This window comes from Rubellimicrobium aerolatum (assembly GCF_017872975.1).
Classification (GTDB): Bacteria; Pseudomonadota; Alphaproteobacteria; order Rhodobacterales; family Rhodobacteraceae; genus Rubellimicrobium; species Rubellimicrobium aerolatum.
This window is the reverse complement of sequence record NZ_JAGGJP010000002.1, coordinates 249342-261233: the sequence shown is the minus strand read 5'-3', so window position 1 is coordinate 261233 and position 11892 is coordinate 249342. Positions and strand designations below refer to the sequence as shown.

At 72.5% G+C, this 11892-nt stretch carries 13 protein-coding genes; 9 read left to right on the top strand and 4 right to left on the bottom strand.

Translation table 11 applies throughout. The features are described 5' to 3' along the window. Nucleotides 1–21 precede the first annotated feature (21 nt). A complete protein-coding gene (locus tag J2Z33_RS03470; RefSeq protein WP_209837933.1) occupies nt 22–1197 on the bottom strand; it encodes an ABC transporter substrate-binding protein in 1176 nt (391 codons plus the stop codon). A 224-nt stretch (nt 1198–1421) separates the two neighbouring features. Between J2Z33_RS03470 and pedF the strand changes: the two genes are divergently transcribed. Next, entirely contained in the window at nt 1422–2111 is a 690-nt protein-coding gene (pedF, locus tag J2Z33_RS03465; RefSeq protein WP_209837931.1) for a cytochrome c-550 PedF, read from the top strand. Nucleotide 2112: 1 nt separating this feature from the next. Then, nucleotides 2113–3009: a substrate-binding periplasmic protein gene (locus J2Z33_RS03460; RefSeq protein ID WP_342454117.1), complete on the top strand. Its 897-nt coding sequence runs from the start codon at nt 2113–2115 to the stop codon at nt 3007–3009. Between the two features lie 132 nt (nt 3010–3141). Here J2Z33_RS03460 and J2Z33_RS03455 read toward each other — a convergent pair whose 3' ends face one another. Further along, nucleotides 3142–4011 carry an FAD:protein FMN transferase gene (locus J2Z33_RS03455; RefSeq protein WP_209837929.1) on the bottom strand — a complete coding sequence of 290 codons (870 nt, stop codon included), beginning with the start codon at nt 4009–4011 and terminating at the stop codon, nt 3142–3144. Next, nucleotides 4008–6077 carry a 4Fe-4S binding protein gene (locus tag J2Z33_RS03450; RefSeq protein ID WP_209837927.1) on the bottom strand — a complete coding sequence of 690 codons (2070 nt, stop codon included), beginning with the start codon at nt 6075–6077 and terminating at the stop codon, nt 4008–4010. Before J2Z33_RS03450 ends, J2Z33_RS03455 begins: the two co-directional genes overlap by 4 nt. A 128-nt stretch (nt 6078–6205) precedes the next feature. Here J2Z33_RS03450 and J2Z33_RS03445 point away from each other — a divergent pair, with 128 nt between their 5' ends. From J2Z33_RS03445 to J2Z33_RS03415, 7 genes are all read left to right on the top strand, one after another. Then, on the top strand, nt 6206–6964 hold the full coding sequence (locus J2Z33_RS03445) for an ABC transporter permease (protein ID WP_209837925.1): 759 nt from the start codon (nt 6206–6208) through the stop codon (nt 6962–6964). 86 nt (nt 6965–7050) lie between these two features. Beyond that, on the top strand, nt 7051–8568 hold the full coding sequence (gene adh, locus J2Z33_RS03440; protein ID WP_209837923.1) for an aldehyde dehydrogenase: 1518 nt from the start codon (nt 7051–7053) through the stop codon (nt 8566–8568). Nucleotides 8569–8641: 73 nt separating this feature from the next. Next, nucleotides 8642–9013: a DUF779 domain-containing protein gene (locus J2Z33_RS03435; protein WP_209837921.1), complete on the top strand. Its 372-nt coding sequence runs from the start codon at nt 8642–8644 to the stop codon at nt 9011–9013. A gap of 287 nt (nt 9014–9300) precedes the next feature. Then, nucleotides 9301–9570 carry a hypothetical protein gene (locus tag J2Z33_RS03430; RefSeq protein ID WP_209837919.1) on the top strand — a complete coding sequence of 90 codons (270 nt, stop codon included), beginning with the start codon at nt 9301–9303 and terminating at the stop codon, nt 9568–9570. A 9-nt stretch (nt 9571–9579) separates the two neighbouring features. Further along, nucleotides 9580–9765: a hypothetical protein gene (locus J2Z33_RS03425; protein ID WP_209837917.1), complete on the top strand. Its 186-nt coding sequence runs from the start codon at nt 9580–9582 to the stop codon at nt 9763–9765. 1 nt (nt 9766) lies between these two features. After that, nucleotides 9767–9952, top strand: a complete 186-nt coding sequence (locus J2Z33_RS03420; protein WP_209837915.1) for a hypothetical protein — start codon at nt 9767–9769, stop codon at nt 9950–9952. A gap of 119 nt (nt 9953–10071) precedes the next feature. Then, nucleotides 10072–11022, top strand: a complete 951-nt coding sequence (locus J2Z33_RS03415) for a DUF808 domain-containing protein (RefSeq protein WP_209837914.1) — start codon at nt 10072–10074, stop codon at nt 11020–11022. Here the strand turns inward: J2Z33_RS03415 and J2Z33_RS03410 are convergent. After that, nucleotides 11019–11846 carry an SDR family NAD(P)-dependent oxidoreductase gene (locus J2Z33_RS03410; protein WP_209837912.1) on the bottom strand — a complete coding sequence of 276 codons (828 nt, stop codon included), beginning with the start codon at nt 11844–11846 and terminating at the stop codon, nt 11019–11021. The two genes, J2Z33_RS03415 and J2Z33_RS03410, sit on opposite strands and share 4 nt — an antisense overlap. Nucleotides 11847–11892 lie beyond the last annotated feature (46 nt).

Sequence of the window (11892 nt, the reverse complement as noted above, 5' to 3'; positions counted from 1 at the left end):
CAACACCTTTTCCCATCCGGATCATTGGCTTGCGAAAACCGCGCAACGGCTCTCGGGCCGGTCGGTCCCCAGCGTGTCCAGCTCGTTCGATTCGTGGAGGAAGGGCTCGAAGGGGGCCATGCCGATCATAGCGCGGGGCTGCGTCACCGGGATCGGCTGGCGAAGCTGCCCGTCCCAGTCGCGGAACGACAGCGGGCGGCCCTTGAAGCCGTCCATCTCGAACTCGGGCGACAGGAGGTAGGCGCGCAGGCTGGCCGGGTCGGCCGAGCCGGTGCGCGTCACCGCCTCGCCCAGCGCGCGGACGGCCGTCCAGGCGGCGTAGTCCTTGGGGCGCATCGGGCGATCCGCGAGGCCCTCGAACCGGCCCTGGAGCTGGCTCGCGCCCCAGTCCTCCATGACCGGCGACCAGGCGACGGGCGTGATCCCCTCGGACCCCGCCACCGGGCGCGGCTCCCAGGTGTTGAAGGGGACGTAGCGGCCGAAGTCGCCCACCTCGTCGGCGACCAGCAGCACGTCGTGGGCGGCGAAGCCCTGCGTCAGCATCGGGATCTCGCCCTGCGCGGTGCGGCCGAGGTCGCCGGTCTGGGTCCAGTCGCGGTCGTCCGTGAGGGACAGCCCGAACTTGGTGGCGGCGTCGCGGAGCGCCTGCGCCCAGGCCCGGTCCTCGGGGAACGGCCCGGCGAGCAGCGCGACATCGGTCCAGCGCCGCGCCTGCAGGAACTGCGCCAGGGCGTCGGCGCGCATCCCCAGCGAGGGCAGGGCGTGGAGGACGTTGGCCCGGCAGTCGGGGCCCCGGAGCCGGTCCTCGGGGGCGCTCACGTTGAGGAGGAGGGCGTCGCCGGCCTCGGGGAGATCGGCGAGGCGCAGGAGGGCGTCGGCGGGCGCGTCCACGACGAGGAGGCGCGAGTCCGCCAGCGCCGCGCGCGCGGCGGCCTCCCAGTCGCCGCCCACGGGCACGTCCACGACCGCGAGGCGGTAGTCGTGGCCGAGGAACCCCCCCGTGGTGGCGTTGTCGTCGCGGCCGAGTCGCGCGCCGGCGAGGCCGTCGTCGGCGGGGATCGGGTCCAGCTCGGACAGCACCGGCGGCCGCTCCACCTGCTGGCGCAGGTAGGCGATGGGCACGGGCAACTCCTCGGCCACGGCCGGCAGGGCGCAGAGGGCGGCCAGCAGGGCGGCCGCGAGCGGATGGGGTCGCATGGGTCGTCCTCCCTTGGCCTTGGCCTTGGCCTTGGCCCCGATCTGGCCTTGGCCTTGAACGGCGAGGATAGCGGCCCGAGGGGGCGGGCGAACCGCGACCATGGTCGGACGCGCGGGGGGGCCCGTTGCCACCAAGGTCGAATGGCAGGAGGGCTGACCCGTCCCTTACCTTCGCCCCTGACGCCGCGCCCCGCGAGAGGGCACCCCCGAGGAGGACGACCCGCATGACCACCATCCGCGCCCGCTGGCCCCTCGCGGCCGGGCTGATCGCCGTCGCCACGCTGGCCTGGGGCCATGGCGACGTGGCCCCGCAGGCCGTCAACACCGACGCCCTGCCCGACATCGGCGAGGAGTGGCTGACCGAGAACCCCTACCGGAGCATGGAGCCCGAGGTGTTCCAGGCCGCCATCCAGATCGGCGATTCCGGCTTCAACCAGAACTGCGCGCGCTGCCACGGCCTGGGCGCGATCTCGGGCGGCCTTGCCCCCGACCTGCGGTTCCTGGAGGCCGAGGAGTATGGCGACGAGTGGTTCGCGGAGCGCTTCCAGCACGGCATGACGCAGAACGGCGTGACCAAGATGCCCGCCTTCGGCGAGATCCTGGGCCAGAAGGCCGCCTGGGCGATCCGCTCCTACATCGAGACGCGGCCCGACGACCAGCAGGTGGTCGAGGCCGCGCCGCAGCTCACCGCCATGCGCGACAAGCTGGCGGGCTATGCGACCGACGCCGCGGGCGCGGACGTGGAGGCGCTGAAGGCCGAGCTGCTGGAGATCAACGCCGGGTTCGAGACGCTGTCGGGCGCCCCGGTCGCCGACAGCGCGGCGGCCCACGCGGCACGCGTCATCGACGGCAGCCCCGAGAAGTTCCACGAGGCCGCGCAGCTCATCGACATCGTGCTGTCGGTGGCGAACTGAGGTGAGGCGGCGGGTCGTCCTCGCCGGGGTGCTGGCGCTGCTGCCCGGCGCGGGTTTCGCGCGCTGCGAGGGGGTGGTGCCCAGCCAGCCGGTGCAGAACCGCGACCGCGACTTCGTGGGGCTGGGCCTCGACGAGATCGTGGCGCGCGGCTGGATCGAGTTCGCGGCCTACGAGAACCTTCCCCCCTATTCCTGGGAGGAGGGGGGCGAGCCGCGCGGCATCGACGTGGGCCTGGGCCGGATCGTCGCCGAGGCGCTGGGGGTGGAGCCGCGCTTCCGCTTCGTCCAGTCCGGGGAGAACCTGGAGGCGGACCTCCGCTACAACGTCTGGCAGGGGCTGCCGCTGGGCGCGGGCGAGAACGTGGTGGCGAACGTCATGCTGCACGTGCCCTACAACCCCGACTTCGCCTGCCGGGTGGAGCAGGTGGTGTTCACGGGTCAGGCCTACGTGGAGAAGGTCGCCGTCGCCTACCGCGAGGCGACCTATCCCGACGGGCCGCCGACGCCGCCCTACTTCCGCTTCGACCTCGTGGGGGTGCAGAACGACACCCTGGCCGACTTCTACCTCGCCAACTTCGCGGGCGGGCAGCTCAACGCCAATATCCGGCGCTATCCGACGATGGCCGCCGCCATGGCGGCGCTGGACCGGGGCGAGGTGTCGGCCGCCATGGGGCCGCGCGCCATGCTGGAGCACGGGGCGGGCGAGGGCGTCGCGGTGGGCGAGCCGTCTCTCGCCGGGCTGGCGGTCGGGCAATGGACGGTGGGGGTGGCGGTGCACCACTCGCACCGGGACCTCGGCTATGCCGTGGACGACGCCATCGCCGCCGCGCTGGCCGACGGGCGGGTGGCGGCGCTGTTCGAAGAACACGGGCTGACCTTCGCGCCGCCGGATCGCTGAAATCCGGGCCGACGACCTTCCTCCCTGCCGGACCCGGCACCTGCGCGCCCCGGAGCCTCTGCTCCGGGGCGTTCTTTTGGACGGGCATCTCCGTAGGGCAGGCTTCAGCCCGGCCTGCGACCGATCCAAGCTTCAGAGCGTCAGCAGGTCGCCGCCGGGCGTCACCGCCGTGGCCCGTGCGTCCATCCGTTCGAGGATGCCGCGCGCCTCGGCGGCCGGGGTGAGGCAGAGCGCCGTCGAGAGCCCGTCCGCGACCGCCGCCGTGGGGGCGGTGACGGTGACGGTGGACCAGACCGGGCCGGCCCCCCTCGGGTCGAGGATATGCGCCGCGCCGTCCGGCAGGGTCATCGCGCCGGGCGAGGACGTGGCGCAGGCCCGGTCCACCAGCGTCACTTGACCCAACCGCCCGTGCTCGGGGTCCTCCACCCCCAGGCGGAACGGGCCGGAGAGGGCGCGGAACTCGCCCATCTCGACGAGCGCGTGGGTTAGCCCTTCCTCGGCCAGCACCGCCGTCACGCGGTCGGTGGCGTAGCCCTGCGCGATGCCGTTGAGCGTGAGCGCCTGGCCGGCCCGCAGCGTCACCGCCTCGGGGGTCGCGGCCACGCCGTCCCAGCCGACCAGCCGCCGCGCGGCCTCCACGTCGCCGCCGCCCGCATGGGCGAGCCAGAGCGGCTGCACCGTGGGGTCGAACCGCCCGCCCGTCGCCGTGTGGAGCTGCGCGGCCAGCGCCAGCACCTCCAGCAGCTCGGGCGGAGGCGCGTCGAGCCGGCCCGCCGCGTTGAGCCGCGCCAGCGCCGAGGCGGGGTCGTGGAGGCTGAACACCCGCTCGATCCGCACGATCTCCTCCCAGGCGCGGCCGCGGGCGCGGGCGGTGACAGCGGGCGGGCCGTAAAGGGTCATGCGCGCCTCGGCCCCCAGCGCGATTCGCGACTCCTGGGCGCGGGGCAGGCCGGGGGCCAGCGCCGCGGCGGCGAGGATGGACAGGAACCGGCGGCGCCTCATGCGGCCTCCTTCTGCGGCATCCGCAGCGCCGCCTTCGCGGCCAGCACCTTCGGCACGCATTGCCGGGGGTCGTCGAGGATCTGCACGCAGTCCAGGCAGCCGAAGCACTCCGAATAGTCGATCTTCCCCGAGGGCTCGATCGCTCCATACCGGCAGCGCACCCGGCAAAGCTGGCAAGGCGAGCCGCATTCCGCCCGCCGGGCGATCCAGTCGCGGCCCCGGACCAGCCCGCCGATGGCCATGACCGCGCCCAGGGGGCAGGCGTAGCGGCAGAAGCCCTTGAACGTCACCATCCCGAGCAGCAGTAGCCCCACCGCATAGGCCACGAACACCCATTCGCGGACGAAGACGGTGGTGATGGCGGTCTTGAATGGCTCCACCTCCGCCGCCTTGTCCACATGGTCCGGGGCGACGAAGACCACCGCCACGAGGCCTGCGAGGAGGACATACTTCACCCATTTCAGCCGGCGGTCCCAGAGGGCCGAGGGCTCCCATTCCGGCAAACGCAGCATCCGCCCGGCATGATGTGCGAACTCCTGCATCGCGCCGAAGGGACACAGCCAGCCGCAGAACAGCGCCCGGCCCCAGACCACCAGCCCGACCAGCGCCGCGACCCAGACCGCCAGCCCGAAGGGGTCGTAGAGCAGGAAGGCCCAGCTCCCCCCCTCCCACGCCGTCCGCACCGCGCCCAGCACGGTCACGATGGAGAGCTGCCCCTGGCCCCACCAGCCGACGAAGCCCAGCACCACGGCCAGCACCCCCAGCCGCACCGGCAAGAGCCAGCCCCGTCGCGCGACGCGGTGCATCAGCGGCCCCATCAGGACGGCCAGCCCCACCACCAGCCCGCCCAGCACCCACAGGTCGCCCGCCCGCGCCCGCACCGCCTCGCGCAGCGGCGAGGGGGGCGCGGCGGGCTCCTCGCGGAGAAAAAACCGCTCGGGCGTGGCGTGGGGCGCTTCCAGCGTGACGCGGCCCACTTCGGGCTGGAACATCCCGTGCTCGCGGACGGCCTCGACCTCCATGACCCAGGGCCGCGACGGGTCGAAGCCCAGCCGCCGGTCGGTCCGCAGGATCATCGCCGTCCCCTCGGGCACGCCGGGCTTCAGCTCCACCAACAGGTCCGCGTCCCGCAGCGCCAGCGGCAGCCCGTCCTGCGTGGCCGAAAGCCGGTCCGGCGCGGTGTTCCGCACGAAGTCCGGCGACACCAGCCCGTGCCGCCCGGCGTCGATGACGAGGATCGGCTCCTCGGTCGGGGACAGCTCCAGCAGTCGCGCCAGCCGCGCCAGCGTCGCCTCGCCCAGCACGGCGTCGCGGATCGACGGCGGGCCGAGGTCCACGATCCAGAGGTCGAGATACGCCCCCTCCGGGTCGGCCTTCGCCTCCGGGTCGTCGTCGGCCCATCTGGTCCCGGCGAAGCCCGCCTCGACTTCGGCGTTCGTCACCCGCTTACGCGAGGCGATCCCCTGCGCGACCAAGGCATCCCAGTCCAGCGCCTCGCGATGGGCAAGGTCCGGCGCGGCGGGCGGGGCGCTCGCGATCCCCTGCATCCGTTCCCGCGCCACCTCCCGCGCGGCGGCCAGGATCGACTCGTGCGCGATGCGGACCGAGGCCGTCGCCTTCGTCACCCCGTCGAGATAGGTCAGCGCCGACCCGGTCCCCGCGTCGCCGTAGGGCGTCCCCACCACCATCGGCTCGGCGATGGACAGCCCGCGATACTGGTCGAGGAAGGCCCGCAGCGGCGCCTCGCCCAGGCCCGAGACGAAGATCGGCTCGTTGTGGGCGATCAGCTTCACGTCGATGAAGCGCCCCTCCAGGTCCAGCGCCACGAACAGGTCGATGGGCGCGCCCGAGAATCCGGGGATCGGCGCGAGCGGTTCGGTCTGGAACACGTAACCCGCCAGCGCGCCGCCGGAGTTCAAAAGTTCCCACACGCCGTCGTCGCCCAAGGGCTCGCCCACCGACATCGGCGGGCGGACGAAGCCCGCCAGCCCCTCGCGGCCCAGCACCTCCCCGCGCGCCGCCGTGGCGACGAGGAGCAGCAGCAGGATTCGGAGCAGCGCGGCCATGATCGGCGCAGGATAGGCGGGGCTTCCCCCGCGCTCCCATACGACCTAGGTCGCGACGGGGGACCGTCGGGGGGCCGTTGACCCGACCCGGCCCCGGCCGCAGTCTGCCATGAAAAGGAGAGGGGGCCATGGCCAAGCCGAGGGTGGACCGCGCGGCGCTGGGATTGTCGCTCCTTGCCATGCTGGCGATCTGGGCCGCCGCCGCCGCGCTGGCGCAGGACCCGGTGCGCCTGCCGACCCCTTGGCGCGTGGCCGATGTCCTGTGGTCCGAGGCGCAAAGCGGCGACCTCCTCCGCCACGTCCTCGCCACGCTGACCCGCGTCGCCTGGGCCTTCGGCCTCGCCATGGTCGTGGGCGCCGCGCTGGGGCTGCTGCTGGGCACGCGCCCAAGGCTCGACCGCTGGGCCGACGCCTGGGTGGTGATCGCGCTGAACCTGCCCGCGCTGGTGGTGATCGTGCTGGCCTACATCTGGTTCGGACTGAACGAGGTCTCGGCCATCGGCGCGGTCGCCTTCAACAAGGTCGCGCTGGTGCTGGTGACGATGCGCGAGGGGGCCCGCGCCCTCGACCCCGCCGTGGCCGGCATGGCGAAGGTGTTCCGCCTGACCCCCTGGCAGCGCCTCCGCCACGTCCTGCTCCCGCAGCTTGCCCCCTACCTCGCCGCCAGCGCGCGGAACGGCCTCGCGATCATCTGGAAGCTGGTCCTCGTGGTGGAGTTCCTGGGCCGCCCCAACGGCGTCGGCTTCCAGATCCACCTGCATTTCCAGCTCTTCGACGTGGCGACGGTGCTGGCCTATTCGGCCGCCTTCGTGGCCGTCATGCTGCTGGTGGAATACGCCCTCCTCCAGCCCGTCGAGGGGCGCGCCCGTCGGTGGCGAACCGCCTAAGACCTTCGTCGGGGCTGACCGGAGGCCCCCCGCAGGAGCATCTTCCCCCCCATAAGGCCGCGAGGAGGCGGTCAAGGGAGAGGATCATGAACAAGGTCGAGTTTTTCCGCGTGGCGTCGTCGCCCTACAAGACGCGCTATGACAACTTCATCGGCGGCAAGTTCGTCGCCCCCAACGCCGGCCGCTACTTCGAGAACACCTCGCCCGTCACCGGCCAGGTCCTCTGCGAGATCGCCCGCTCGGACTCCACCGACATCGAGGCCGCGCTCGACGCCGCCCATGCCGCCAAGGACGCCTGGGGCAAGACCTCGGTCGCGACGCGCGCCGTGATCCTGAACAAGATCGCCGACCGCATGGAGGAGAACCTCAAGCTCCTCGCCACCGCCGAGACCTGGGACAACGGCAAGCCCATCCGCGAGACGATGGCCGCCGACCTGCCTCTCGCCATCGACCACTTCCGCTACTTCGCCGGCGTCGTCCGCGCGCAGGAGGGCGGCATCTCCGAGATCGACAACGACACCGTCGCCTACCACTTCCACGAGCCGCTGGGCGTCGTCGGCCAGATCATCCCGTGGAACTTCCCGCTGCTCATGGCGACCTGGAAGCTCGCCCCGGCGCTCGCCGCCGGCAACTGCGTGGTGATGAAGCCCGCCGAGCAGACCCCCGCCTCGATCATGCTCTGGGCCGAGCTGATCGGCGACCTGCTGCCGCCGGGCGTGCTCAACATCGTCAACGGCTTCGGGCTGGAGGCAGGCAAGCCGCTCGCGTCCTCGAACCGCATCGCCAAGATCGCCTTCACCGGCGAGACCTCGACCGGCCGGCTCATCATGCAATACGCCAGCCAGAACCTCATCCCGGTGACGCTGGAACTGGGCGGCAAGTCCCCGAACATCTTCCACAAGGACGTGGCGCGCGAGGATGACGACTTCCTCGACAAGGCGATCGAAGGCTTCGTGATGTTCGCGCTGAACCAGGGCGAGGTCTGCACCTGCCCGTCGCGCGCGCTGATCCACGAGAGCATCTACGACCAGTTCATGGAAAAGGCGCTCCGTCGCGTCGAGGCCATCGTGCAGGGTGACCCGCTCGACCCCTCCACCATGATCGGCGCGCAGGCGTCGTCCGAGCAGCTCGAGAAGATCCTGTCCTACATGGACATCGGCCGCCAGGAAGGCGCCGAGGTGCTGACGGGCGGCGAGCGGGCGATGCTCCAGGGCGACCTCGCGGGCGGCTACTACGTCAAGCCGACCGTGTTCAAGGGCACCAACAAGATGCGGATCTTCCAGGAGGAGATCTTCGGGCCGGTGGTGTCGGTGACGACCTTCAAGGACGAGGACGAGGCGCTCTCCATCGCCAACGACACCCTTTACGGGCTGGGCGCGGGCGTCTGGTCGCGCGAGGCGAACACCTGCTACCGCTTCGGCCGCGCCATCCAGGCCGGCCGCGTCTGGACCAACTGCTACCACGCCTACCCGGCCCACGCGGCCTTCGGCGGCTACAAGCAGTCGGGGATCGGCCGCGAGAACCACCTCGACATGCTGGCCCACTACCAGCAGACCAAGAACATGCTGGTCAGCTACTCGCCCAAGAAGCTCGGCTTCTTCTGATCGGGCACGACTGGTAAGGCGCGGGCGCGCGGGGCATCCCCCCGCGCGCCCTGTCCCGTGACAGGAGACGGCCATGAACGACCTCACTCCCGCTTCCCTCGACCCCGTCCCGCTCGACAAGGTGACGGCCACGCCCGCCGCGCTCGACCTCCTGGCCGAGATCGTGGCCGAGCACGGCCCGGTGCTGTTCCACCAGTCGGGCGGCTGCTGCGACGGATCGTCCCCGATGTGCTACGCGGTGGGCGAGTTCCTCGTCGGCGACCGCGACGTGCGGCTGGGAGAGATCGGCGGGATGCCGGTCTACATCTCGGAGTCGCAATACGAGGTCTGGAAGCACACCGACCTCATCATCGACGTGGTGCCGGGGCGGGGCGGGATGTTCTCCCTCGACAACGGGCGGGAGCGGCGCTTCCTCACCCGCTCCGTGATCTGCGCGCGGCCCTGACGGGGCCGGAGCCCCCCCGGCCAGCGGGGCGCGCGGGCGGAACGGGCGGCTTGCGTATTTGGGCCAAGTTGATGGGCAGCGCCCTTGGGGACGAGGGCCGGCGGCGACGCGCCCGTCCTTGCCCGCCGGGCTGCCGCGCCTGGGGGGATCACGCCGCGCTCGACCCGGCCCCTTCGTCCCGCCCGACCGCCACAAGCCCCCGATGACCCCAGGACAGGCCGGAACCCCCTCCCTCGCCACGGGTTGAGGAGGACGATCCGGCGCGATCCAAGGAGGAACAGGCCGTCATGGCACATGCAAGCCGCAAGCACTTCGGACCCGGAGCCCAGGGCAAGGGCGACGGAACCGGGGCGATGACCACCATCGACACCGCCGACATCCCCGACAACATGATTCTGTCGAACCGCGACAAGGCCCAGCACTCGGACCAGCGCGGGCTCGACAGCAAGGCCGTGCAGACCGACCAGTATCGCGACCATTCCGCCAACCGCCGCGTCGAGGACGAGGAGCGGCCCGACGGCCGCGCCGATCTCGACGACGGCGAAGCCGACGCCTGAGGAGGCCCCATGTCCAGCAAGATGCCCCCCATCCCCCCCGGCAACCGGAGCGACAAGGGCCCCGTGTCCGCCGCCCACCCGGACGATCCCGCCGTCGCGGTGGGCAACCCGCAGAAGGCCAACCCCGACAAGATCGGGCAGGCGGGCAACAGCAAGGTGAACACGACCCACCAGGGTCTCCAGCAGGACAGGTGACATGAGCACCTCCGAGAAGCACCCCAACACCATCCGCCAGGGCGGCCCGGGCGCGAGCCACGAGAACGCCAAGGCCCCTCTCGACCCCAAGAAGCCGGGCCAGGCCCCCGACGACCACCGCAGCGGCAAGTCCGGCGGCGGCGGCGAGACCGACAGCCACCACACGCACGACCCCAAGCTGAAGTAGCGAGGCGCGCGGCGTCACGGGCGAGGCCCCCACCGGGGCCTCGTTTTCCGTTCCGCCCTGGAAGCGCAGCGAGGCGGGCCTTATGTCTCCCTCGACCACGCGTGAGGGAAAGGACGACCATGGCCTCGGGACTGTTCGCGCTTCTGGACGACGTGGCGGCCATCGCCAAGGTGGCGGCGGCCAGCCTCGACGACGTGGCGGCGCAGACGATCAAGGCCGGCGGCAAGGCGGCGGGCGTGGTCATCGACGACGCCGCCGTGACCCCCCGCTACGTCGTGGGCTTCGCCGCCGAGCGCGAGCTGCACATCATCTGGCGCATCGCGCTGGGGTCGCTGAAGAACAAGCTCATCCTCCTCCTGCCCGCCGCGCTGCTCCTGTCGGCGTTCCTGCCCTGGCTCATCACGCCGCTCCTGATGCTGGGCGGCGCCTATCTCTGCTACGAGGGGGCCGAGAAACTCCTCCACCTCCTCACCCCGCACGAGGACCACGCGGCCGAGCGGGTGGAGCACATCGCCCGCACCCCCGAGGAGCTGGAGCAGGAGAAGATCTCGGGCGCGATCCGCACCGACCTGATCCTGTCGGCCGAGATCATGGCCATCGCGCTCGCCACCATCGAGGCGCCGGACCTCCTCACCCGCGCGATCGTGCTGGCCTCGGTCGGCGTGGCGATCACCGTCGTCGTCTACGGCGCGGTGGCGCTGATCGTGAAGGCCGACGACGCCGGCGCGGCGCTGGCGCGGGGCGCGCGCACGGGGCTCGGGCGCGGCCTCGGGCGGGGGCTGGTGGCGGGGATGCCGCGCGTCCTCCAGCTCCTGTCGGTCGTCGGCACGCTGGCGATGCTCTGGGTCGGCGGCGGCATCGTGATCCACGGGCTGGCCGAGTTCGGCTGGCACGCCCCCGAGGAGATCATCCACGACGCCGCCCACGCCGTCGCCGCCCTGACCGGCCCCCTGGAGGCGGCGGTGGACTGGTTCCTTCGCGCGCTGGGCGCGGCGGTGGTGGGATTCGCCCTCGGCTGGCTGATCCTCGCCGCGCTGCGGGTGGTCAAGCCCGCCCCCGCCCACGGCTAGGGGCCGGGATAGGCCCCGAACGCCTCGGCCCAGTCGGGGTGCCACCGCGACAGCGCCGGCCGCCCCTCGGTCAGGTCGCCCGCGCCCCAGGCGATCCGCCTGCGATCGGTCGCCCAGTCCACCTCGTTGTCGGGGCAGATGATGTAGAAGGCCCCGGCCTCCACCCCCTCGATCATCCGCGCCGCCACCTGATCGGCGGTCCAGGCCCCTTCGGGCCGGTCCCCGGTCCCCGTCATCCCCGTCCAGGTGAACCCCGGCACCAGCAGGTGCGCCGAGAGCCGCCCGCCCGGCACCTGCCGGAACTCCCAGGCGAGCTGCTCCGTCACCGCCTTCACGCCCGCCTTGGACACGTTGTAGGCGGCGTTCCCCGGCGGGTTGGTGATCCCCTGCTTGGAGCCGAGGTTGACCACCGCCCCCTCGCGCCCCCCGGCCATCATCCCCGGCACGAACACCGCCAGCCCGTTCAGCACGCCCCACAGGTTCACGCCCAGCGTCGCCTCCCAGGCCGCGCGGTCGCCCCAGGGCTTGCTCGCCCGCCCGATGCCTGCGTTGTTCACCAGCAGGTCCACCGGCCCATGCGCCGCCAGCGCCACCTCGCGCAGATGCTCCACCGACGCGGGGTCGGCCACGTCGCAGACCGCCTGCGCCACCCGGTCCGGCGCCTCGGACGCCAGCGCCACCGCCACGGCCTCCAGCCGCTCCCCGTCGCGGTCGGCGAGCGTCACCCGCATCCCCCGCCCCAGGCAGGCCCGCGCCACCGCGAGGCCGATGCCCCCGGCCGCCCCCGTCACCACCGCCGACCGGCCACCCTCGAACACGCTCATCCCGTTCCTCCCGTCGCCCAGGCGTCAAAGGTCGCCCCCGCGCCGC